Here is a 25557-nt window from a genome sequence, read left to right as displayed (position 1 = left end):
AGTTAGCAGGCTAAATAAGGAACACACCATGCTCAGTTTTAACCCGGATAACATTGCACTTCCCGCAGGACATTTCATTAATGGTCAGCATATTCGCGGGCAGGGTGAGCAGCTGGCGGTCAAGCGTCCTTCCGATGGCCTGCTGGCGGGGGAGCTGTACCAGGCGGATGCGGCGCTGGTTGATGAAGCGGTCAGCGTGGCGGATAGCGCCGCACGCGCCAGCGGCTGGGCCAGCTGCCCGCCGCGCCAGCGCGCTGCAGTACTGTCGCGCTGGGCGGACCTGATTGAGTCCGATCCGCTGCTGGCACAGCTGGAGTCGCTTGGCTCGACCCGCCCGATCCATGACGTGGTTAATCACGAGATCCCCTTTACTGCCGAAGCGATTCGCTTCTACGCCGAGTGTGCCGACAAATACAGCGGTGACGTGCTGCCGACGCGCGATGCCAGTCTTGGCATGCTGGTGCCGGAGCCTTACGGGGTGATTGGGGCGATTACGCCATGGAACTTCCCGCTGTCGATGGCCTCATGGAAATGCGGTCCGGCGCTGGCAGCAGGAAATGCCGTGGTGCTGAAACCTTCCGAGCTGACGCCGTTCTCCACCGTGCGCATGGCGGAGCTGGCGGTGCAGGCGGGCCTGCCTGCCGGGGTGCTGAATATTATCCAGGGCGGCGGGTCGGTTACCGGCAGCGCGCTGGTGGCGCATCCGCTGGTGCGCAAAGTCTCCTTTACCGGTTCAACCGCCACCGGTGCACGCATTATGAGCGACGCGGCGTTTAACGGGATGAAGCCGGTCACGCTGGAGCTGGGCGGCAAAAGCCCGCAGCTGGTGTTTGACGACTGCGGCGACATTGGCGAAGTGGCCGGGCGCATCCTGCGCGGCTTCACCGCCAACGGCGGCCAGGCCTGCGTGGCCGGCACCCGCCTGATTGTGCAGCGCGGCGTGCACGACGCGCTGATTAGCCAGCTGATTGCGCTGTGCCAGGACTTCCGCGCCGGGGTGACCTGGGACGAAAGCAGCCGCTATGCGCCGATGATTGACCAGCGCCAGGCGGCGAAGGTCGAATCGTTGGTCAGCAGTGCACGCCAGCAGGGTGCGGAAGTGCTGGTGGGCGGGCAGCGCTTTGCCGATACCGGAGAGGGCTATTTCTGGCAGCCGACGCTGCTGGCGGGGGTGACCAACGATAATCCGGCGGTGCAGGAGGAGATCTTCGGCCCGGTGCTCACCGTACAGATTTTCGATGAGGAAGCCGAAGGCCTTGCGCTGGCTTCCCACCCCACCTACGGCCTGTGCGCCGGGGTACACACCAAAAATATTGATCGTGCCCTGCGGGCGATGCGCGGCATTGCCGCTGGCACCGTGTGGATCAACCGTTACGGCCGCTCCGGCGACTTTATTATTCCGACCGGCGGCTTCCACGGCTCAGGCATCGGCAAGGATCTGGGCCGCCAGGCGTTCGAAGCTTGCCAGCGATATAAAAGCGTACTGATCGACTTCTAATCACTGATTTCATCCTTAAACCGAACTCTAAAGAGGTAGCGTAATGGCTGTGTTTAAACCGAAATACATCACCTTCGACTGTTATGGCACGTTGATCAACTTCGATATGGCCGGTGCCGCCGCTGCCGTGTTCGCCGATCGCGTCAGCCCGGACCGTATGGCGGCCTTCACCACCGACTTCTCAAACTACCGTCTGGACGAAGTGCTGGGGGCATTCAAACTCTATCCGCTGGTGGTGGCTAACGCGCTGTACCGCACCTGCAACAAATGGGGCGTGGAGTGTACTGACCAGGATTGTGCTGCAGTGATGACCGCCTGCGCAACCTGGGGACCGCATCCCGACGTTCCGGCTGGGCTGGCGGAGGTTGCCAAAGAGTTTCCGCTGGTGCTGCTGACCAACTCCACCGATGAGCTGATCAAAAACCATATACCGCGCCTCGGTGCCCCGATCCACATGACTATCACCGCCGAAGAAGTGGGCGCCTACAAGCCGCAGATGAAGGGCTTCGAGTACATGCTTAACAAGCTGAACTGCGGGCCGGAAGAGATCCTGCACGTCTCCAGCAGCCTGCGTTATGACCTGATGACCGCGTATGACCTCGGCATCAAAAATAAAGTCTATGTTAATCGCGGTCACGGCCCGGGCAACCCGGCCTACGAGTACACCGAGATTAAAGATATTGGCGGACTTCCTGGCGTCGTCGGGCTGTAAGCCTCAGAGGAGCGGAGCGATGAAACTGGAATCATTCTGGCAGGCAACGGCACCCGCATTCACCGGTGCAGCGACAGGCGACCTGCCTGCCACCGCCGATGTGGTGGTCATTGGCGGGGGGTTTACCGGCATCTCGGCGGCGCTGAACCTGGCGCGCAGCGGAGTGAACGTGGTGGTGCTGGAAGCGGGCGAGGTGATGAGCCAGGCATCCGGCCGCAACGGCGGCCACTGTAACACCGGGGTGGCGCAGAACTTTTCGGCGCTGGTGGAGAGCCAGGGCGTGGAGCAGGCGACGCGCTACTACCGGGCGTTTGCCGATGCGGTCGACTACGTGCAGAGCGTGGTGGCTGACGAGCAGATCGACTGCGACTTCCGCCGCTGCGGCAAACTGAAGCTGGCCAGCAAGGCCTCACACCTGCCGTCGCTGGTGGCGGCGTGCGAGATGATGAAACGCCACGTCGACCCGGATGTTGAAATCCTCAGTGCCGACGATGTGAAGCGGGAGATCGACTCGCCCGCCTTCCACGGCGGGCTGTTACAGCGCCACGGCGGGCAGATGCACATGGGCAAATTCGGCGTGGGGCTGGCCGAAGCCGCTGCCCGCGCCGGCGCCGCCATCTATCCGCAGCGTGCCGTTACCGGCCTGACGCGCCTCAACGGCTACCGTCACCGCGTCAGCACCGCGCAGGGCGATATCGTCGCTGAAAAAGTGCTGATGGCCACCGGCTGCTCCAACATCGGTCCGTTTGACTGGTTCCAGCGCCGGATTATTCCGGTCGGCAGCTTTGTCACCGTCACCGCACCGCTGCCCGACTCTTTATTACAGCAGATCCTGCCGGGTGACCGTACCTACGTCACGTCGCTCAATCTCGGCAACTATATCCGCACCACCGCCGATCGGCGTCTGGTGTTTGGCGGACGGGCGCGCTTCGCCGTCAGCAGCCCGACCTCCGACGCCAAAAGCGGCGATGTGCTGAAAGCCGGCATGCAGAAGATGTTCCCGGCGTTAGGTGATGTACCGATTGATTACTGCTGGGGCGGGCTGGTGGATATGACTGCCGACCGCCTGCCGCACGCGGGTGAGCACGAAGGGGTGTTCTATTCGCTCGGCTACAGCGGGCATGGTACCCAGATGTCAGTGTGGATGGGCCGGGTCATGGCGGACCTGGTTGCAGAAAAAGCCAATAACAATCCCTGGCAGCGCAGCACCTGGCCTGCGGTTCCCGGCTACTTTGGCAAACCGTGGTTCCTGCCTGTCGCGGGTCTCTACTATAAGGCGAAGGATCGCTTCTCTTAACGATTTCAACCATAACGATTTGAGGGTGTGCAGATGAGTAAATTTCGCAAAGAATTTAGCCGCGTTAACCCGAATTTGACCCAGGCGATAACGGATGTTGCCATTTCACGACGCGGCATGATGAAGCTGCTGTCCGCCGGCGCGGTGATGAGTACCGGCCTGATCGGCTTCCCGGAGTTCAGCTTCGCGGCGGAAACCCCGGTAATGGGCGGCAAGCTGCGTGCGGCGGTGGCGAATGCCTCAGCCAGCGATACCCTCGACCCGGCCAAAGGCAGCAACAGCGGCGACTACTGCCGCCAGTTTATGTTCTACAGCGGCCTGACCGAGCTGGATAAAAACCTCAAGGCGCAGCCCGCGCTGGCGGAATCTTTTGACAGCACCGACGGCATCAGCTGGAACATCAAACTGCGCCCGGGCGTCACCTTCCACGATGGCAAGGCCCTGACCGCCGCCGATGTGGTTTACTCGCTCAGCCGCCATAAAGATCCGGCGGTGGCCTCGACGGTGATCACCCTCGCCAGCCAGATGAAAGAGATTAAAGCGGTCAGCCCGACCGAGGTCTCGATCGTGCTGGAGCAGGCCAACGTTGACCTGCCGTCAATTCTCGCCACCAGCTCGTTCCTGATTGTGCAGGACGGCACCAAAGACTTCAGCAAAGCCATCGGCACCGGGCCGTTCGTCCTGAAGGCGTTCCAGCCGGGTGTGCGTACCCTGGGCACGAAGAACAAAAATTACTGGAAGCCGGGCCTGCCGCACCTTGACGAAGTGGAGCTGATGGGCGTCACCGATCCGGCGGCGCGCGTCAATGCGCTGATGTCCGGCGACCTGCATATCGTCTCTACGCTCTCCGCTAACGATGTGAAACGCCTGAAGCAGAACGGGCAGTTCACCATCATGGAGAGCAAGTCCGGCATGTACAGCGACCTGATTATTCGCACCGATAAAGCGCCGGGCAGCAACCCAGATTTCGTGCTGGCAATGAAGTATCTGCAGCCGCGTGAAATGATTGTGAAAACCGTGCTGCAGGGCTTTGGTACCGTCGGTAACGATACCCCGGTTCCGCCGTGGCACCCGATGTTCAATAAGGATATCCCGCAGCGCCCGCTGGATCTCGACAAAGCGAAATTCCACCTGAAAAAAGCCAATATGGTCGGCGCGAAGGTGGAAGTGATCACCACGCCAAATATTGAAGGGGCAGTGGAAGGGGGCCAGCTGCTGCAGCAGATTGCCCGCAATACAGGTCTCAACGTTGCGGTGCGCCGCGTACCGTATGACGGCTACTGGTCTGCGCACTGGATGAAAGATCCAATTGGCTACGGCTCAATTAACCCGCGCCCGACGCTGGATATGCTGTTCTCGCAGTTTTACCAGTCCTCGGCGCCCTGGAACGAATCCGGCTGGAAAAACGCCCAGTTCGATCAGCTGCTGAGCGCCGCCCGCGGTGAAAGCGACCAGGCGAAGCGCAAGCAGATGTATGGCGACATGCAGCAGCTGGTGTACGACAACTGCGGCACCCTGATCCCGGCCTTTATCAGCACCATGGATGGCTGTAGCAATAAGGTGAAAGGGGTGGAGGCCTGGCCATCGGGCATGATGATGGGTTACCGCTTCCATGAGTTCGCGTGGCTGTCGGCTTAATCTCTAAACACTGAGCAGGAGAACGGCGATGAACCGGTACATTCTCACACTGATACTCCGGCGAATAGGGTCGGGTTTACTTACGCTCTTTATCGTCTCAGCGCTGGTATTTTTCATTACCAGCATGCTGCCGGGCGATGCGGCGCAGATGATCCTTGGCCAGTCGGCGACCGCAGAAACGGTGGCGGCGCTGCGCCAGCAGCTCGGGCTCGACCAGCCGCTGCTGATGCGCTATTTCAGCTGGCTATTCGGAATGCTTCATGGTGATTTCGGTACATCGTTTGCCAGTAACCTGCCGGTGACCCAGCTGGTGGCGCAGCGTATTCCTGCCACCTTCCAGCTGGCGGCGACCACCACCCTGGTCTCGGTGCCGGTCGCACTGATCATCGGCATCACTGCCGCAATGAAGCGCGGCTCGCTGCTGGACCGGGCGCTGGTGGTCAGCACCATGGCGGTGGTCGCGGTGCCGGAGTTCCTGGTGGCGACCGTGGCGGTGATCATCTTCGCCGTTAAGCTGCACTGGGTGCCGGCGATGTCGCTCGGCTCCACGCATCAGGATTTTCTCGGCTTCCTGCGCACCTTCGCGCTGCCGGTGATGACCCTGTGCTGCGTGGTGGTGGCGCAGATGGCGCGCATGACGCGTGCCGCGATCGTCAACCAGATGGACAGCCCGTACCTGGAGATGACGTTGCTGAAAGGCGTCTCCCCACTGCGTGCCATGCTGCGCCATGCGCTGCCCAACGCGGTCGGACCGATTGCTAACGCCATCTCCCTCAGCCTCTCCTACCTGTTTGGCGGGGTGATAATTATCGAAAGTATTTTCAGTTATCCGGGGCTGGCCAGCCAGATGGTTGATGCGGTGAGTAACCGCGACCTGCCGGTGGTGCAGCTGTGCGTGATGTTCTTCGCCGTCTGCTACCTGGTACTGCTGATGATTGCTGACGTCCTGACTATTGCATTCAATCCTAAGTGGAGGGGCTGATGAACACACTCACGCTGCCGTGGCGCTTTTTTCAATCTCTCTCCGTCAGCGGGCGTATTGGCCTGCTGATCACCCTGTTCTGGATCGTGATGGCGGTATTCGGCACCGCGCTGGCGCCGCACAATCTTGAGGATATCGGCGGCGGTCCGCTGTTCGGCGACTTCAGCCGCGAGTTCTGGTTCGGCACCGATTACCTCGGGCGCGACATCTTCAGCCGTATTCTCTTCGGCGCGCGCTACTCTATCGGCCTGGCGCTCAGTGCCGCGCTGCTGGCGAGCCTGGTCGGTACGCTGCTGGCGCTGCTGGCGGCGGTCGCCGGGCGCTGGCTGGAGGAGGTGCTGGGGCGCATCAACGACGCGATGCTGGTGCTGCCGGGCAAAATTCTGGCGCTGATGATCGTTGCGGTGTTTGGCTCGTCGCTGCCGATGCTGATTATCACCGCGGTGTTTACCTACTGGCCGGGCGCCTACCGTATCGCCTATGCCATGGCCTCGAACCTGCGTTCAATGGACTACGTGCAGGCCTCGCGCCTGCGCGGTGAAAGCCGCCTGTACGTTGCTATCCACGACATCCTGCCGAATATGCTGCACCCGATGCTCACCGACTTCGGCCTGCGTTTCGTCTATATCGTGCTGCTGCTCAGCGGCCTGAGCTTCCTTGGCCTTGGGGTTCAGCCGCCTTATGCCGACTGGGGCACGCTGGTGCGCGAAAACCTGCAGGGGCTGTTTGACGGCTCCCCGGCGGTGCTGATGCCGGCGGTGGCGATTGCCAGCCTGACTATCGGCGCCAACCTGTTTATCGACAGCTTACAGTCCATGCGTTCATTAACCGTGGTCGCTAAGGGGGTTGCATGAATATTACGCCACACGCCTCCACGCCGATGGTGTCGGTCGAGAACCTGCGCGTCACCGCCAGCGCCGACGATGGTCATGAAATAAGCCTGGTTTCCGATATTCGTTTTACCGTACAGAAGGGTGAAGTGCTGGCGCTGATCGGCGAGTCCGGCTCGGGCAAAACCACTATTGCGCTGGCGCTGATGGGCTATGCCCGCCACGGCTGCAAAATTGCGGGCGGCACCGTGCACGTGGCCGGAACCGATGTCACCTCATTAACCCCCGCGCAGCTGTGCCAGTTTCGCGGCAACAAGGTAGCCTACATCGCCCAGAGTGCCGCCGCCTCGTTTAACCCGGCGATGAAGATCATGGACCAGGTGGTCGAGCCGGTGGTGACCCACGGGGTGATGAGCCGCGCCGCAGCCGAAACCAAAGCGATTGAGCTGTTCCGCGAACTGGCGCTGCCCAACCCGGAAACCATCGGTGACCGCTATCCGCATCAGGTCTCCGGCGGGCAGCTACAGCGCCTGATGACGGCGATGGCGCTGATTAGCGACCCGGAGGTGGTGATCCTCGATGAACCGACCACCGCGCTCGACGTGACAACCCAGGTGGAGGTGCTGAAGGCCTTCCGCCGCGTGGTGCGCCAGCGTGGCACCACCGCCATTTACGTCAGCCACGACCTGGCGGTAGTGGCGCAGATGGCGGATAAAATCCTGGTGCTGCTAAAGGGCAATATCGCCGAATACGGCACCACCGAGCAGCTGCTGCGCGCCCCGGTGGCGGAGTACAGCCATCTGCTGCTGGAGGCGGCGAAGCAGAAAACGCGCCCCAGCCCGTGGCAGGAGCAGGATGAGAACGTGCAGCCGCTGCTGCAGGTGCGCGACCTCAGCGCCGGGTACGGCCCGCTCGACGGTGAAGGGCAGCCGAAGATTAAGATCCTCGAAGAGATTAACTTCAAGCTCTATCGCGGCCAGGCGATTGGCATTATCGGCGAGTCCGGCTCCGGCAAAACCACGCTGGCGCACGCGATAGCCGGAATGAACAAGCCGAGCGGCGGCCATATTCTGTTTAACGGCCACTATATTGCCGGGGATATGCACCAGCGCCCGGAAAACGAGCTGCGCCGCATTCAGTACGTGTTCCAGATGGCGGATACCGCGCTCAACCCGGCGCACACTATCGAGACCATTCTCAAGCGCCCGCTGAAGCTGTTCCACGGGCTGCGCGGTGCAGCGCTGGAGCGGCGGATGTTCCAGCTGCTCGACCTGGTACGCCTGCCGCGCAACGTGCTGTGGCGCAAGCCGTGGTCGCTGTCCGGTGGGCAGAAGCAGCGCGTCAATCTGGCGCGCGCGCTGGCCGCCGAGCCGGACCTGATCCTCTGTGATGAGGTGACCTCGGCGCTGGATACCGTGGTAGCGGCGGCGGTGCTGGATCTGATTACCGAGCTGCGCCGCGAGCTGGGCCTGTCGGTGCTTTTTATCAGTCACGACCTGCACGCGGTGCGCTCGGTGTGCGACGAAATTATCGTGGTAAAAAATGGCCGCATGGTCACCCAGGTGGCGCGCGCCGATTACGACAAGCCGTCAAGCGAGCTGTACTATGAGCGCCTGAAGCGCGCGGTACCGGAGCTGCGCCAGGGCTGGCTCGACGAGCACCAGGAGAGCGATATCGCGTTGTAGACCCGGAGCGGGTCAGGCATGCCTGACCCCTACGCCACACTCTGTAGGGGCGAGGCATGCCTCGCCCGCAATAAAAAAATTTTCAGGTAAGGAACAACATGCCAGCACCGATTCGATACGTACAGGACAGCCCGCATTTCCCACCGGCAGCGGATGTGGTGGTGATTGGTGCCGGGATCGCCGGGGCGGCTGCGGCCTATGAACTGGCAAAAAAAGGCGTCAGCGTGGTGCTGATTGAAAAGGGCCTGGTCGGCGGTGAGCAGTCGAGCCGCAACTGGGGCTGGTGCCGCCAGCAGAACCGCGACGAGCGCGAACTGCCGCTGATCAAGTACGCCCTGCAGCGCTGGGCCGAACTGGGCGAAGAGACCGGCGAAGAGCTGGGCTTCCGCCGCAGCGGGCTGGTGTACGCCACCCAAAACCAGGCTGACATCAACGCCTGGGAAGCGTGGAACACCATGGCGAAAGGCTATGATTTTCACAGCGAAATCCTCACCGCCGCGCGCGCTAAAGAGATGACGCCGGGCAGCTCCAGCCGCTGGCTGGGCGGGGTGTCATCGCCAACCGATGGTCATGCCGAACCCTCACTGGCGGCACCGGGCCTGGCGATAGCGGCGCAGCGCCTTGGCGGGCTGGTGTTTCAGCAGTGCGCGGTGCGCGGTCTGGATATCACTAACGGTAAGGTTAGCGGCGTGGTGACCGAACGCGGCCTGATCAAAACCAGCAGCGTGATCTGCGCGGGCGGGGCGTGGACATCTATGTTCTGCCGTCGTCACGGTATCGATCTGCCGCTCGGCAACGTGATCGGCACCGCTTTTCGCACCGCGCCGATTGAACAAAAAATTGCCCTGCCGCTGTATACGCCGGGCTTTGCCTGCCGCCCGCAGCTCGACGGCAGTTATACCGTCTCTGTTTCCGGCCGTGGCCGCCTTGAGCCTGGCGCGCAGGGGCTGCGTTACGCCCGCCAGTTCTACCCGACCTTTAAGGCGCGGCGTAAAAACCTGACGATTAACTTCGGTATCAGCCCGTTTATCCGCGGCCCGGAAGCGCTGGCGCGCTGGCAGCTGGATGGCGTGTCGCCGTTCGAGAAAGTCCGCATCCTCGACCCGCATCCCGATATGGCGATGGTGGAGGAGGGGCTGGCGGCGATGCGCAGCGAGTTCCCGTCGATGGCGGGCGTGCGCCTTGAGCAGGCGTGGGGCGGGATGATCGACAGCACGCCGGACGCGGTGCCGGTGATCTCCCCCGTTGGCAAGCTGCCGGGCCTGATTATTTCGGCGGGTTACAGCGCGCACGGCTTTGGCATCGGTCCCGGTGCCGGGCGCCTTGCCGCCGATCTCGCCACCCACGATAGCCCGATTGTTGATGCGAAGCCGTTCCGCTATGAACGCCTGATTGACGGTTCCGGCCTTGATGCGCCGGGCATGATGTAAGGAACAGTGATGACTCTTGAAATCAAAGCAATGAACGAAACCCATCTGGATGCGGCTTATGCGCTTACTCAGCAGCTTAAGTGGCCGCACCGGCGCGCGGACTGGCAGCAGGCTCTGCTGCTGGGGGAAGGGCTGGCGGCGGAAGAGCACGGGACGCTGGTCGGTACCCTCCTGTTCTGGCGCTGGGGCAAGGATTACGCCACCCTTGGCCTGGTGATTGTCGATGATGCACAGCAGGGGCGCGGCATTGGCAAACAGCTGATGCAGGCGGCGCTGGCCAGGCTTGAAGGCAGCAACGTGCGCCTGCACGCCACCGCTGCCGGACAGCCGCTGTATGAAAAACTCGGATTTGTCGCCACCGGCCACGTTGAGCAGCACCAGTGTCGCGAACTGGCTCCGGTAGCGGCCATCGCCTGCGGGCCGCAGCAGCGGATGCGCAGCGCGGGCCTCCAGGATGCCGCGCTGCTGACCGCGCTCGACCGCCAGGCGCACGGCCAGCAGCGCCCGCTGTTGATCACTCACCTGCTTGAGCGCGCCGAACGCTTCCTGGTGCTGGAGGAGAACGGTACCGCTGCCGGGTTCGCCAGCCTGCGCCGCTTCGGCCACGGCTATGCCATCGGGCCGATTGTGGCGCGCAATCTCGCTAACGCTAAACTGCTGGTCAGCGAGCTGCTAAGCGGCGTAGCGGGGCAGTTTGTGCGCATTGATAGCGACCGTTCGGCCGGGCTTGGCCCGTGGCTGAATACGCTGGGGCTGGTAGAAGTGGATGCGCCAACCACCATGGTCAAAGGGCAACCCTGGCAGCCGGAGAGCGGTGGCATGCAGGCATTCGGGCTAATGAGCCAGGCGATGGCCTGATGAATATTGTCTACAAATCAGAGCCCGAGCGCGGGCAGAAGTGGGCCGCGCTGGTGGCGGAAATGGCCCCGGCGGCCAGCTTCCGGCTGTGGCCGGAGTTTGGCAACCCGCATGAGGTGGAGTACCTGGTCGCGTGGGTGCCGCCGGACAATATCATGCAGCAGTTTCCCAACCTGAAGGTGCTGTTTTCCGTAGGGGCGGGTGCAGACCAGTTCGATTACGCCAGCCTGCCGCCGCAGCTGCCGGTGGTGCGCATGATCGAGCCGGGCCTGACCAGCGGCATGGTGGAGTATGTGACCTTTGCCGTGCTTGGCCTGCATCGCGATATGCCGCGCTATTTGCAACAGCAGCGCGCGGGCATCTGGCAGACGCACCCGGTACAGACCGCCGGCAAGCGGCGCGTTGGCGTGATGGGCCTCGGCGCGCTGGGCGAGGCGGTGCTGAAACCGCTGGTGGCGCTCGGGTTTGACTGCGCAGGCTGGAGCCGCACCCCACGCGATCTGCCCGGCGTGCAGTGCTTTGCCGGTAACCAGCGGCTGGCTGAGTTTCTTGCGCGCAGCGATATCCTGATCTGCCTGCTGCCGCTCACCGCCAGCACCGAAGGGATGTTAAACGCCGACCTTTTCAGTCAGCTGCCGCCCGGCGCGGCGCTGGTGCAGGTCGGGCGCGGGGCGCAGCTCAATCATGACGACTTAGTGGCTGCCCTCGACCGTCAGCAGCTGAGCGCGGCGGTGGTTGATGTTACCGCCCCGGAACCGCTGCCCGCCGGGCACGCCTTCTGGCAGCATCCGGCCATCTGGCTGACGCCGCACATTGCCAGCCAGACCCAGCCGGAGAGCGCGGTAAAAGCGCTGCTGGACAATATTCGCCGCTATGAACGCGGTGAATCCATGGTCGGCGTGGTCGACCGCGAACAGGGATATTGAGATGGATATTGCGGCATTAGTGGCGCTGCGGCGCGATCTGCACCAGCACCCGGAGCTGGGCTATCAGGAGCACCGCACCAGCGGGCTGGTGGCGGAATTCCTGGCCCGGCTGGGGCTGGAAGTCTATCAGGGCATCGGTAAAACCGGTGTAGTCGGGGTGCTGAAGCGCGGCACCAGCCCGCGTGCCGTCGGCCTGCGCGCCGATATGGATGCGCTGCCGATGGCCGATAACGGCACCCAGCCGTGGAAAAGCCAGCAGCCGAACGTCTGCCACGCCTGCGGCCATGACGGCCACACGGTGATGCTGCTCGGCGCGGCGCAGGCGCTCGCCGCCGATGCGCAGTTCGACGGCACGGTGAATTTCATCTTCCAACCGGCAGAAGAGGGGCTGGCAGGCGCGCAGGCAATGATCGACGACGGCCTGTTCGAGCGCTTCCCCTGCGACGAGGTTTACGCCATTCACAACTGGCCGCAGCTGCCGCTCGGCGTGGTGCAGACGCGCCCGGGGCCTATCATGGGCGCGGGCGATGCGTTTTCTATCCGCGTTGAGGGCGGCGGCGGGCATGCCGCGCAGCCGCAGTTGACGCCGGACACGCTGCTGGCGACCAGCGAGCTGGTGGTGGCCCTGCACACCATCGTCAGCCGCGATCTCGACCCGTGCGACCCGGCGGTGCTGACGGTCACGCGCATCAACGGCGGCTTCTCGCACAATATGATCCCGGCGCAGGCCACGCTGAGCGGCACGGTGCGCAGCTTTGACAGCGCCGTGCAGGACCGCATTGAGCAGCGCATGCGCGAGCTGGCGCAGCACGTCACCGCCGCCCACGGCCTGACGGCTGCGGTGCAATATGACCGTTACTATCCGGCAACCATTAACGGCGCTGAACAGGCGGCCACCGCATTACGTGCGGCGGCGCGTGCCGGGCTGGCGCACGCCGAGGCGCCTAAACCGGCGCTGACCTCGGAAGATTTCTCGTTTATGTTGCAGGCAAAACCCGGTGCCTATCTGTGGCTGGGCAGTGCCGACAGCCGCCCGCTGCACCACTCCGAATATGATTTTAACGATGCGCTGATCCCGTTCGGCATCCGCTGGTATTGCGCGCTGGTGCAGGAAACGCTCGGGCCAGAAATTTAACCGAAAGATTAGCCCGAATTACGAAAGTTAATGCTGCTGCCGCTCCCGGAACGGCAGCTTAATGGTCCGGCTTATTGCGATACTTGGCAGATGCCCGCTGGGGCAATTCATCATTTTCACGTCAATGAGGCATACAATGCATAATTTACTGGCTGAGCAGCAGACATTTTCTGATAACGCCCTGTTACTGGACGCCCGTGCCGAAAACGTGCCGCGCGGCGTGGTCACCGCGCACCCGATTGTGATTGCCAAAGGCAAAGGTTCCGAAGTGTGGGATGTGGAAGGTAATCGCTATTTAGATTTCGTTGGCGGCATCGGCGTATTAAACGTCGGCCACAGCCATCCGGCAGTGATTAATGCCGTCACCCGGCAGCTGCAGTTGGTTTCCCACGCCTGTTTCCAGGTGGCTGCGTACCCGGGCTATATCGAGCTGGCAAAACGCCTGAATAAGCTGATTGGCGGCGGTGAAGAGTTCAAAAGCGTGTTCTTTACCAGCGGCGCGGAAGCGGTAGAGAACGCGGTGAAAATTGCCCGAGCGCACACCAATCGCCCCGGCATTATTGCCTTTGACGGTGCATTCCACGGCCGTACCTTATTGGGGGTGACCTTAACCGGCATGAGCCAGCCGTATAAGCAGAACTTCGGCCCGTTCCCCGGCGATATTTACCGCGTGCCGTTCCCGAACGCGTTCCACGGCGTTTCCGAAGCGGACTGCTTAAAAGCGCTGGATACCCTGTTTGCGGTGCAGATCCTGCCGGAGCGCGTAGCGGCAATCATCATCGAGCCGGTGCAGGGCGATGGCGGCTTCCTGCCGGCTTCCCCGGCGTTTATGCAGGCGCTGCGCGAGATCACCACCCGCCACGGCATTCTGCTGATCTGTGACGAAGTGCAGACCGGCTTTGGTCGTACCGGCAAGATGTTTGGCTTCCAGCACACCGGGATGGTGCCGGACCTGGTGACCGTGGCGAAAAGCCTCGGCGGCGGGCTGCCGATCTCCGGTGTGGTGGGTAAAGCGGCAATTATGGATGCGCCAACCCCTGGCGGCCTCGGCGGCACCTACGGCGGTAACGCGCTGGGCTGCGCGGCTGCGCTGGCGGTGCTCGATCTGTTTGAGCACGACAACCTGCTGGAGCGTGCGAACCAGCTCGGCGAGCAGATGAGTGCGCGCCTGCAGCAGCTGGCGGATAAATATGCCTGCATCGGCGAGGTGCGCGGCATTGGCTTTATGCAGGCGGTGGAGATTATCGACTTCGAAAGCAAGCAGCCCGATGCGGCGCTGACGCAGAAGATCCTCGACTGCGCCTGCCAGGAGGGGCTGCTGCTGATCAAGTGTGGCCTGCAGCGTAATACCGTGCGCTTCCTTGCCCCGCTGGTGACCAGCGACTCACAGCTGGAAGAGGCGCTGCATATCTTTGATATCGCTCTGGCACGCGCCACCGGACGCCTGGGTTGACCACTCTTCCTCATTGATATTATTGCTTTTATTGATAATTACGCCCGGATAGCACGCGATGTTAAATCACTGGCGTAGCAGTGATTAAGCGTGCTATACCATCTGGGTGACGTGAACCAATGAGGGGTTTTATGAACGGCTTAATGAAACTGGACCGTATCGACATCAACATTCTGGTACAGCTACAGAAAGATGGCCGTATCAGCAATGTCAATCTTGCCGACGCCGTCGGGCTTTCGCCCAGCCCCTGCCTGCAACGCGTGAAGCGTCTGGAAACTGCGGGCTTTATCACCGGTTATGAAGCGCATATTAATCTGACTAAAATCACCGATTCAGTCACGGTGTTCACCGAAGTGACGCTCTCCGGCCACCGACGCGAAGATTTCCTCAAGTTCGAAAATGCGATCCGCGAAGTGGACGAGCTGATGGAGTGCCATCTGATCACCGGCGGCTACGACTATCTGCTGCGCTTTATCACCCGCAGTATTGAGCACTATCAGGAAGTTATTGAAGGGCTGCTGGATGCCAAGGTCGGCATCGACAAGTACTTCAGCTATATCGTGATCAAGTCACCGATTATGAAAAGCAGCGTGCCGCTACGCTCGCTGATCGCTCGCCATACGCAGGTTGAATTTTAACAGCGGGTCGGGCATGCCCGACCTCTGCTATTGACCCCCTCAACGAGTGCAGGGGCGGGGCTTGCCGTGCCCGTTGATACCCTGACGAAGGTTTTTTAGCTCACTACTTTGACCGAAAATGATCACCCCCCTCTCTGTAAATCGGAAAAATCACCATAACCTACGTCATTTTATGTTAATCAATTTTATGGCATTGGTGAACTCTGCTCTTTTCTTCATTTTTTTAAAAAATAATTTTATTTATCATCGTTTTTTGAGATAAGTTGTTCGTGTGAAATTAGGCGTATTTATTGTTAATTTCTAAATATACTCCGGTAGCAATTCGAGAGTAAAAGTTTGTGTTTATTTAAATGGAGTTAATATGATTGGTTTTTCGGTATCGCCATATACTGAAACTTTCTGGAATGAATTCTTAATCAATCCAAAATCCTGTGAGTATAATTTAGTCGTCGACCAGGCGATAAATGGGCCATTAGATATCGCACGTCTGGAAAATGCGATTGCAAAGTTAGTCGAAGAAAATATTCTGTTTAGTCACGTGCTGAGTGATAGCGGCGACCAACTCCGTTGGGTGCCGGGTAATAAAAGTATCATACTTGAGCAGCTTGACCCGTCGAGCGATCTGTCCGCGCAAGTAAAGGCCCCCTTTGACCTGCGTAGTGGCCCACTCTGCCGCTTCTTGCTGGTAAGGCATGATGCGCATCACCATGATTTGATTGTCATCCTGCATCATACCCTCCTCGATGGCCTTTCGGGGCAGGAGTTCATTGACGCGTTATCTCACTATTATAATCACCGGGGCCAACAGCCGTTCGGCCGCAAAAACAGAGAAACCCTCGATGAACAGAATGCCCGTTTCAGGCAAGAGATATCACGCCTGCGCACTGAATTTAATTCAGTAGATTTTTGGCAAGAGATGCTGGCGGGTTGTCAAAAAGTTAATGATATTCCAAAAATCCATCAGAACCCCCTGCAAGGTCAGATACACTCGTCTGAGGTCCGTTTTCACATCTCTTATACTCAGTGGAATAGTCTTAAGTCCGGTGTGAAATACGCGAGCCATTTCCTGATTTTTAAAACATTATGGGCAACTCTTCTTGCCAGAATGTCAGAGGAAAAATCGGTCTGTATTGGCTATCCGGTGTCTATTGATGGCGGCAGTGAGATGTATTACGGTGCTCAGGTGAATATGGGGATTTTTCCTCTGAGCCTCTCTGCTGAGTCGACGTTTCGTGATATATATCAGCTAAGCATCAATTATATCCGAAAAATTAAAGCGTCGGGAAAATTGCGCCATACTCAGTTGCCGATTTATGAAGTTATCAGACAGACTGGCATTCAACATTTGAATGTTAACTTTTCCCAGGCTTATCTCAAGGATGCGCCTTTCTCATTGGAAGGTTGCCAGCTCAGCATCAACAATCGTTTTAATATTGATCTATCCGGTTCAGAGCTGCTTCTGGAGTATCAACCCGCTGATGATGGCTTCGATTTTCGCTTGAGATATCGTACAGATCTGTTCGATGAGCATCAGATGATTGAGATGTCGGAACAGTATTGCGATCTGCTGAACGCGGCTTTGCAGCAGCCGGACAGGCCGCTGTCCGATTTCCCTTTGATCACGGCCCAGCAGGAATCACGACTGCGCGACCAGTGGAGCAGCGAGCCCGAGGTGGTCATACAGAGCTCTACCACACTGCTATCCGGTTTTGAACTGCACGCCAGCCGCCATCCCGAGCGGATTGCCCTGCGCGACGAACAGGGTTCCCTTAGCTATGGCGAACTGTCACAGCGGGTTGACCGTCTGGCCAGCCAGCTGCACACCGCCTTCCGGCAGCTGACGGGGGAGCCGATGCTGTCGGAGACCCTGATCCCGCTGTTTATTGAGCGAACCAACGATGCGGTCATCGGTATGCTGGCGATCATGAAAGCAGGAGGAGCCTATGTGCCGCTTGATCCTCACACCCCGCAGCAGCGGCTGAGCTGGATCCTGCAGGATGTGGCTAGCCCAATCATCCTGACACAAACCAGCCTGCAGGACCGTGCTCGCACAGGGGCAGAAAACATACACTGCCTGCTGATAGATGCGCTGGCGCCGTGCAACGACGATGAGCCAGTGGTACACCTGCCGCGGATTGATAACCGACAGCTGGCTTATGTCATCTACACCTCCGGCACCACCGGGCGCCCCAAAGGGACCCTCTGTGAGCACCGTGGGGCGATCAATACCATTCTCGGCCACACCCGCCGCATTCTTGCGGATGAGCGCGGCGTGCTGAATTGCCTGCAGTTTGCCACCCTGGCTTTTGACGCGCATGTCTATGAAGTCTTTATCGCTTTGCATAACGGGCACAGCCTGCACATCGCCAGCGAACAGCAGCGCAAAGATTTACAGCAGCTGACGCAGCAAATGGCCGCCTGGCAGATTCATTTCTGCTTCCTGCCACCGGCCCTGCTCAGTACCTGCCCGGCGTTCCCTGAATCTGTGCGCTACATCGGTATGGGCGGCGAGTCGGTGGCGGAGGAGGTACTGAACCACTATCTGGCGCAGGGAATGCGCGTCTCAAATCTCTATGGCCCCACGGAAGCCTCGGTCAGCGTGAGTGTGAACCTCTATCAGCATAATGGCGCGCGTAATATTGGCTGCAGCATAGACAATATGCGCTGCTATGTCGTTAACGAACGGGGGCACATATTGCCGACTGGCGTGGTTGGCGATCTTTGCCTGTCGGGGATTGGGCTGGCCCGCGGTTATCTCAACCTACCGGAGCTGACGGCGAGCACCTTTACGGACAATCTGCTGGAGGAGGGTGAAAATTATCAACGTTTTTACCGTTCCGGCGATAAGGCGCGCCGCCTGCCTGACGGCAGTATGGAGTATTGCGGGCGTCAAGATCAGCAGGTAAAAATTCACGGTCATCGCATTGAACTGGGTGAGATCGAAAGTGTGATGCGCGCTATCCCAGGCGTGCAGGGGGCGGTCGCGGCCGTGCAGAGCGAACCTGTGCTCCAGCTGCGAGCCTGGTACGTGTTGTCGCCAGGCAGCACTCTCACGGCAGAAAAGATCTTACAGGTGCTTAAACTTCAGCTGCCGCTGTATATGATTCCTGGCGCAATGAGGGCGATTGCGGCGATCCCGCTGACGCTCAACAGCAAAGTGGACTATAAGGCGCTGCCCGAACCGCAGAGCGTTGACAGCTATACTCACTATCGGGCGCCTGCCAATGCCCTGGAAAGCCAGCTTCTGGCGCTGCTTAATCAGCTATTAAAATGCCAGGCGGGCACTGACGATCACTTCTTCGCTCTCGGAGGCGACTCCATTCTGGCGATCAGATACTGCCATGAGATTTACAAGCGGACTGGCCTGCATGTGTCGCCCTTAACCCTGAGTGAGTATCCTACCGTTGCCACGCTGAGCCATCAGCTGGCATTGAGCAACGAAACGGTGCCACAGGTCACTATTCCAGCCATGGGACGTGACAGCGGACCGCTCTCTTTCCAGCAGTCTCAGCTCTGGTTTATGGCGCAGCTGTCTGCGCAGGCAACACATTATCTGACGCCGCTGATGCTCCAGCTTGACCCGACAATTGACTGCGAACGGCTGGCTATCAGCCTGCAGGCGCTGGTTGCGCGACATCAGGTATTACGCAGCCTGATAGTGCAGGATGAGCAGGGCGAAGCGAGCCAGCAAGTTACCCAACAGACTCTGACAGTGGCGCAGAAACATCTGCCAACGGAAGACCATGTTACAGCCAGCGTCGAGCAGGCACTGCAGCAACCCTTTGATCTGAAACGTGAGATTCCGATACGGGCCACGATTTATCATTATCAGGATGTGTCGGGCACTGCACGTATCGCCTGCCTGCTGGTATTTCATCATATTGCCTTTGATGGCTGGTCGCTGAATGTGGTGATGCGGGAGCTCGACGATTTATATCAGCACTTCGCTAAGACAGCGTCAGCGGATCCCGTCGTGCCTGAACGGCAATATCTGGATTACGCCCTGTGGCAGCAGCAGCAGGCGGCGAATCAGCAAAGCGCTTTGGACTTCTGGCTTCGGGCGCTTGACGGGCTTCAGCCACTTGATATCCCGATGGATTTTTCCCGGCCAGCCTTTGCCGATGTGCGGGGTGACAATGTTGAAGTGCTGCTGCCGGCGGCGCTTATCGAGGCGTTACGCGCGTTGGCCCGCAGGCAGGGCGTGACGCTGCATGCCGTGACCCTGGCCGGTTTTGTGCTGCTGTTATCCCGTTATACCGGGCAGGACGACGTGGTGGTGGGTTCGCCGCTGGCTAATCGCGGACAGGCGGAGCTGGAAAATCTTATCGGCTTTTTTGTGAATACCCTGCCGCTGCGCCACCAGCTGGACAATCAACTTTCTGTCGCTGAATTTATCCGTCAGGTGGCGGACAACACCCGTCAGGTGCAGCAGCATCAGGATATGTCCCTGAAGCAGCTGGTGGACCATCTTGCCATTGCGCGTGACTTTTCCCATCATCCGCTGTTTCAGGTGATGTTCAGCCTGGAAAGCGAGGAGCACTCTGACGCTGTGCCGCAGTGGCTGTCTTTGGTGGATCTGAGTGAGAAAGAGAGAACGGCGAAATTTGATCTGACTCTGACGCTCAAGCCTTGCCAGGAGGGGATGCGTGCGCGCTTCAACTTTGCCAGTGCACTCTTCAGAAAATCAACGATTTCCCGGCTCGCCCACTACTATCTGCAGATGCTGCAACAGCTGATAGAGCATGAGGAACGGCCGCTAGCGGCAGCCGGGTTGGGGGCGGGTATCGCCCTATCGCCGCCGAAAGCAGCATTTGACTATCACTTTGAACGTCCGCTACATCAGGACTTTATTCGTCATGCCCAGCAAAACCCGCAGGCAGCAGCGCTGTTCGATGATCGGGGCGAGATGAGCTACGGTGAGCTGTATCAGGCCGCACAAATGTTGGCGACCCAGTTACGATTACAGGGGGAAGTGACTGGAGAAGCTGTCGCTATCCTTGCGGATAAGGGGCGACAGCAGCCTGTTGCGATACTCGCGGTGCTGATGTGTGGTAAAGCCTTTTTGCCAATGGATAAGGCCTGGCCGCTGCAGCGCAGACTGGCGGTCATGGCGCAGGCCGGGATTAACACCGTTTTGAGCAGCGAAGCGTGGGCCACTGAAGCCGTCAAGGTCATTCTGCTGGACCGCAGGGGGCTGGCATCGGAACTGCCGCTGGCAGAGCAGCTACTGCCGCCGGTGGAGGTGGCCGCGAATGACCTGGCCTATATTATTTTCACTTCCGGCTCTGGCGGTACGCCGAAAGGGGTCGCGATTGAACATCGTAGCGCGGTGAATACCCTGGAAGGGGTACAGCGTCGCTTCAGCATTGATAAGCACGATCGCAGCCTGGCGCTCAGCGCAATGAGTTTTGACCTTGCCATTTGGGACATTTTTGCCCCGCTTTCCGTCGGTGGCGCCGTAGTGATGCCTGCCGAGCAACATCGCGCCAGTCCGCAGGCATGGTATCAGCTGATGATGTCGCATCGGGTGACCCTCTGGCTCAGTGCTCCGGCCTTGCTGGAGCTGTTGCTGGATTACGTTATTAATGCCGGATCCCTCGATCGCCCACGTCCGGCGTTGCGGCTGGTCATGGTGGGAGGGGACTGGATTGCCACATCCTTACCCGAGCGCTGTCGCCAGTGGGCACCTGACTGCCAGTTCTGCAGTGCAGGCGGCGCGACAGAAGCCGCCATTTTCTCAATTCTGTACGAAGTTCCACCTGAAAAGGTGCTGACGGTCAGTATCCCGTATGGTCGGGCGCTGCCCCATGAACAATTTTACGTCCTGGATCGCTGGCTGCGGCCCGTGCCCGAAGGGGTTAAAGGCGAGCTCTTTATTGCCGGAGAGGGATTAGCGCGCGGTTACTATCATGATGAAGAGCGAACCAACGCCAGTTTCTTCTGGCATCACCAGCTGCAGCAGCGCGTGTATCGTACTGGCGATTACGGGCGTTTCCTCAGCGATGGCAATATCGAATTCATGGGGCGCATTGACCAGCAAGTCAAAATCAATGGCTACCGGGTTGAACTGGGTGAAATTGAAAACGTGGTGCTGGCTTATCCGCGGATAACGGGCTGTTGCGTGATATTGACTTCCGCTCCCCAAAGGGTTCTGGTCGCCTATATCACTGCCAGTGAAGAGATTGATATTGTCTTATTGCTTCAGCAGTTACGCGCCCAGCTGCCGCAGTACATGGTGCCAAAAACCATTATGCAGCTTGAGCAGATCCCCCTGACGCTGAATGGCAAAGTCGCGCGCGATTTACTGCCGCCAGCAGTGCCTCAGGCGCAGGCTTTTGTGGAGGCAGCGAGTCATGAAGAGACGATTTGTTGCGATATCTGGCGCGAATTGCTTAACGTGGAGCCAATCGGCGTAGAGGACAACTTCTTTGCGCTGGGGGGCAATTCCCTGCTGGCTATCCAGGCCAGCTACCAGCTTAGCCGAAGGCTGAAAAAGCAGGTTACGCTGAGCGAAATAGGGCAGTACCCCACGATCAGATCGCTGTGCGCTTACCTGGCGCAGAGTGGGCCGCAGACAGCGGGTATTTCTATCCCGGCCCAGCAACGCGACCGCTGGCCCCTCTCTTACTCACAGATGCAGCTGTGGTTTATTGAAAATCTTAACGGTGGCAGCAATCTGTACCATGTTCCGATGCTGTTCCGGCTGGCGCCAGGCACAGATATTGACGCCTGTTGCCACAGTTTGCAGGCGATTGTTGCCCGTCATGAAGTGCTGCGCAGCGTGATCCATCAGCAGCAGGCGCAGCTAGCCGAGTCAGTGCGAACTGATGCAGCGCTCGAGGTGGCTCGCATGATGCTGGCTGCGGGTGAGTGGCCGCGGCAGCTGCAGCAGGATATCGACCGTCCATTTAATCTCAGCACAGAAATTCCGACCCGCGCCACGATTTACCAGGTGTATGAGGGGAATACGCTGGACGTTTACTGCCTGGTTGTTATCCATCACCTGGCTTTCGATGGCTGGTCGCAAGCGTTGTTTATCCGCGAGCTGGCCGAGCTGTATCCCGCTTGCTGTTTAGGCAGCACGCTGCCATTGTCCGCACCCGCGTTACAGTATGGTGACTATGCCTGCTGGCAGCGAGAGTATCTTGACTCCGGGCGGGCGCAGGCGCTGAAAAACTTTTGGCGGGATGAGCTGCACAACTGGCAACCTCTTGAGCTGCCGCTCGACTACCCCCGCCCGGCAAAGGTTGATCATCGGGGGGCCAATTATTGCATCAGGTTACCAACAGAACTGGGTGCTCAATGTGAGCATTTTGTTCAGCAGCATGGCGTAACGCCATTCGCGCTGTTTCTCGCCAGTTTTAACCTGCTGCTGAGCTACTTCAGCGGTCAGCAGGATATTTTGGTCGGTACGCCTGTCGCTAACCGCCCGACGGAGGAGGTGCATAATGTTATTGGCTTCTTTGTTAATACCTTGCCGCTACGCTCGCAGATCGATGATGACATCACGCTTGCCGCGTACATACAGGGTGTGTTCGACCAGGTGATGGAAATTCAGCAGTATCAGGGCCTGCCTCTGGACCAGCTGATCGATATGATGAAGGTGCCGCGCGACCTGGCTTCTCACCCTTTGTTCCAGGTGATGTTCCTGTTGGAAGATGAGGACGTTAATCCGTCATTCCCTGACTGGCTTATCCCACAAAGCCTGAACAAAAATTATCAGGTAGCCAAGTTTGATATGACCTTGAGCGTACAGAAAAAAACGGAGGGGACGCAGCTGATATTTAACTACGCCACGGCGTTGTTCAGTGCTGAAACCATTGAATACCTGGCGCGTTACTATCTGCGCATCCTGCAACAGCTGGTGAATCATAGCCGCCTGCAGATTAAAGAGATGCATCTGATCGACCCAGCCGACGTGTTGCGTCAGCGAGCAGAGTGGCAGTCCAGCCTGCCGCAGTATGACTTTGAGCGTGCCATTCATCATGACTTTATCCAGCATGCCCGGCGGCAGCCGCAGAGGGTGGCGCTGATAGACAGCGACGGGGCACTGAGCTACGGCGAACTGTATCAGGCGGCGCTGCATCTCTCTCTGCAACTACGGCAGTTTACCGATATGGAGGCGGAGACTATTGCAGTGATGGTGGATAAAGGGCGCGCGCAGATTATTGCCGTAATGGCTATCCTGATGGCCGGCCGGGCGTATCTGCCGCTTGATGGCTCCTGGCCGGAGCGCAGACGGCGCGCCATCATCAGCCAGTCACAAACACGGGTCATTATTAGCAGTGCCCCCTGGCAGTCCACCGACAATGCTCGCCTGCTGGCGATAGATAGTCACGGCTGCGTCGCGGAACTTCCGCAGCCGCAGCCGGGCGAACCGGTATTCGCGGCGTCGGGTGAACTGGCGTATGTCATCTTCACTTCCGGTTCTACTGGGGCACCCAAAGGGGTGGCAGTTGAGCATCGCGGCGCTGTGAACAGTATTGTTGATACGCTGCGGCAGCTGAGCATTGGCCCGCACGATCGAGGGCTGGCGCTGAGCGCGTTGAGCTTTGATATTTCTGCATTTGATATCTTTGGCATTCTGTCGGCTGGTGCAACGATGGTGATACCGTCGGAAGCCCAGCGTTATCAGCCAGATGCCTGGCATCGCCTGATGATTGAGCACGACGTGACGTTCTGGAACTCTGCCCCGTCAGTGATGACATTGCTGGTTGAGTATCTTGAGTCCGGCGTGCAGCCCGGCGCCAGCTGGCCCGCCTTGCGCAATGTGGTGCTGGTGGGGGAAGTGATCTCCCGACAGCTTCCCGCGCGTATTCGCCAGTGGCAGCCGCACTGTCGTATTAGCAGTACGGGGGGGGCCACCGAGAGTTCTATATGGTCGATCATCTATGAGATTCCTGACGGACCGATACTTGCTCCCAGCGTGCCTTACGGCAAAGCGATGGCGCACCAGCGCTTTTACGTGCTTGACCGCCATATGCGTATCCTACCGCCTTGTCTGCCGGGTGAGCAGTATATCGGTGGGGCAGGCGTGGCGCGCGAATATTACCGTAATCGCACCCTTACCGATGAGCGTTTTATCTGGCATCCGGTGCTGGGGGAGAGGCTTTACCGTACCGGGGATGCTGGGCGTTATCTGCCTGATGGCAACCTTGAATTTTTAGGCCGTATGGATTTTCAGGTGAAGCTGAATGGCTATCGCGTTGAGCTGGGGGAAGTCGAAGACTGCGCAATGGCATTCAGTCCCATCAAGTCCTGCTGCGCGATTGTCAGAAATGACGACAGCCAGCAACGGCTGGTCCTTTACTACGTCTGTGAGGAGCCGCTGGTGGAAGTTGAGCTGCTGGAATTCATGAGTCAGCAACTGCCGCTATATATGATCCCGACCGCGTTGGTAAGGCTGGATGCGTTGCCGCTTAGCTCCAGCGGTAAGCTGGATCGCAAAGCACTGCCTGCCCCGGCCAGCAGTAGCGAAACTGATTATGTTGCCCCGAAAAATGCGCTGGAGGCCCAGCTGTGTGCGCTGTGGCAGGAAACGCTGCACTGCGAACGCATCGGTATGACCGATGATTTTTTCCGCGCCGGGGGAACGTCAATTATCGCGATCTCTTTGTGCATCAGGCTTGCTGACATTCTGGGGTCACCGGTCCCGGTGGTGAAACTGTTCCAGTGCCGTACCCTGAAAAATCTGTTAGCCAGCCAGCACAACAGCCTGGTGATAGCGCTCAACACTCCTGCGCCCGGTGCATCTGCGTTATGGATGATCCATCCGGCACTGGTTGGCGCTGAAGCGTTTTATCCGTTTGCGCAGGCCTTCCAGGGCCGCATAAACTGCTTCGGTATCGACAACTACAATCTTTATCATCGGCCGCCGATTGATTCTCTGCCCACGCTTGCCGCTCGCTATCTTGATGAGATGACGGCACACGGGCTGTTAAGCGGAAGTTCGCCAGTACAGATTGTCGGATGGTCGTTGGGGGGACTGATCGCGTTGGAGGTTGCCGCGCTGCTGGAAGCAAGGGGCGTCGGCCAGGTGTCACTGTATCTGCTCGACAGTTTCTATCAGCAAGCCGTGGGAGAACAGCCATCATCCGATCTGCTGTCCGCCCTGGGCATTACTGCGGAGGCGGCACAGCGGGCAATGGCCATTGCAGGAACGGAACAGCGGCTTGCACAAGGTGTTATTTCGCGCAGGCTGATGACCACACGCGTGACATTGTTCAAAGCGACCCAGCCCAACCCACAGCTGCCGGATGACGTAATGCGAGAGCTTCTGGCAGTGCAGGATAATGGATTGCAGCAAGTTTGCGAAGATTTGACGGTGATCCCGCTGGCGTGCCACCACCATAATATTCTGCAATGTGCAGAGGAGATTGGCGAAGTGATTATCCGTAATAAAGAGGGCATAGCGTTGGATAAGGCTACAGAGTTGTTACAACGGGCCGACCGGTAACAGGTCGACCCGACAACGA

General features: G+C 59.1%; 14 protein-coding genes. All 14 read left to right on the top strand.

Annotated elements, in window-relative coordinates; translation table 11 throughout:
- The first annotated feature begins 28 nt into the window (after positions 1-28).
- The 14 genes from J2Y91_RS21460 (at position 29) to J2Y91_RS21395 (ending at position 25538) form a co-directional block, all read left to right on the top strand.
- Positions 29-1498 carry an aldehyde dehydrogenase family protein gene (locus J2Y91_RS21460; RefSeq protein ID WP_133623369.1) on the top strand — a complete coding sequence of 490 codons (1470 nt, stop codon included), beginning with the start codon at positions 29-31 and terminating at the stop codon, positions 1496-1498.
- Positions 1499-1541: 43 nt separating this feature from the next.
- Positions 1542-2210, top strand: coding sequence for a haloacid dehalogenase type II (locus J2Y91_RS21455; protein ID WP_133623370.1), 669 nt, complete (start codon positions 1542-1544; stop codon positions 2208-2210).
- Between the two features lie 19 nt (positions 2211-2229).
- Positions 2230-3507 carry an NAD(P)/FAD-dependent oxidoreductase gene (locus tag J2Y91_RS21450; RefSeq protein WP_133623371.1) on the top strand — a complete coding sequence of 426 codons (1278 nt, stop codon included), beginning with the start codon at positions 2230-2232 and terminating at the stop codon, positions 3505-3507.
- A 33-nt stretch (positions 3508-3540) separates the two neighbouring features.
- Positions 3541-5145, top strand: coding sequence for an ABC transporter substrate-binding protein (locus J2Y91_RS21445; RefSeq protein WP_133623372.1), 1605 nt, complete (start codon positions 3541-3543; stop codon positions 5143-5145).
- 28 nt (positions 5146-5173) lie between these two features.
- Positions 5174-6127, top strand: a complete 954-nt coding sequence (locus J2Y91_RS21440; protein ID WP_048915654.1) for an ABC transporter permease — start codon at positions 5174-5176, stop codon at positions 6125-6127.
- Positions 6127-6981: an ABC transporter permease gene (locus J2Y91_RS21435; RefSeq protein WP_048915655.1), complete on the top strand. Its 855-nt coding sequence runs from the start codon at positions 6127-6129 to the stop codon at positions 6979-6981. The genes J2Y91_RS21440 and J2Y91_RS21435 overlap by 1 nt, the downstream gene beginning before the upstream one ends.
- On the top strand, positions 6978-8642 hold the full coding sequence (locus J2Y91_RS21430; RefSeq protein WP_133623373.1) for an ABC transporter ATP-binding protein: 1665 nt from the start codon (positions 6978-6980) through the stop codon (positions 8640-8642). Before J2Y91_RS21435 ends, J2Y91_RS21430 begins: the two co-directional genes overlap by 4 nt.
- Positions 8643-8740: 98 nt before the next feature.
- Positions 8741-10072: an NAD(P)/FAD-dependent oxidoreductase gene (locus J2Y91_RS21425; protein WP_133623374.1), complete on the top strand. Its 1332-nt coding sequence runs from the start codon at positions 8741-8743 to the stop codon at positions 10070-10072.
- Between the two features lie 9 nt (positions 10073-10081).
- Positions 10082-10930: a GNAT family N-acetyltransferase gene (locus J2Y91_RS21420; protein ID WP_048915658.1), complete on the top strand. Its 849-nt coding sequence runs from the start codon at positions 10082-10084 to the stop codon at positions 10928-10930.
- Positions 10930-11856 (top strand): 2-hydroxyacid dehydrogenase, encoded by a 927-nt coding sequence (locus J2Y91_RS21415; protein WP_133623375.1) that lies wholly within the window; start codon positions 10930-10932, stop codon positions 11854-11856. Before J2Y91_RS21420 ends, J2Y91_RS21415 begins: the two co-directional genes overlap by 1 nt.
- 7 nt (positions 11857-11863) lie before the next feature.
- Positions 11864-12991 (top strand): M20 aminoacylase family protein, encoded by a 1128-nt coding sequence (locus J2Y91_RS21410; protein ID WP_253539569.1) that lies wholly within the window; start codon positions 11864-11866, stop codon positions 12989-12991.
- Positions 12992-13127: 136 nt separating this feature from the next.
- Positions 13128-14444 carry a 4-aminobutyrate--2-oxoglutarate transaminase gene (gene gabT, locus J2Y91_RS21405; protein ID WP_099754917.1) on the top strand — a complete coding sequence of 439 codons (1317 nt, stop codon included), beginning with the start codon at positions 13128-13130 and terminating at the stop codon, positions 14442-14444.
- Between the two features lie 131 nt (positions 14445-14575).
- Entirely contained in the window at positions 14576-15082 is a 507-nt protein-coding gene (locus tag J2Y91_RS21400; RefSeq protein ID WP_048915662.1) for an Lrp/AsnC family transcriptional regulator, read from the top strand.
- 361 nt (positions 15083-15443) lie between these two features.
- Complete coding sequence (locus J2Y91_RS21395) at positions 15444-25538, top strand: non-ribosomal peptide synthetase (protein WP_133623376.1); 10095 nt, start codon at positions 15444-15446, stop codon at positions 25536-25538.
- Positions 25539-25557: the final 19 nt, after the last annotated feature.

The organism is Erwinia aphidicola, assembly GCF_024169515.1.
GTDB lineage: Bacteria > Pseudomonadota > Gammaproteobacteria > Enterobacterales > Enterobacteriaceae > Erwinia > Erwinia aphidicola.
Note: the sequence above shows the minus strand (reverse complement) of the source record. Positions and strands in the feature narration are given on the sequence as shown.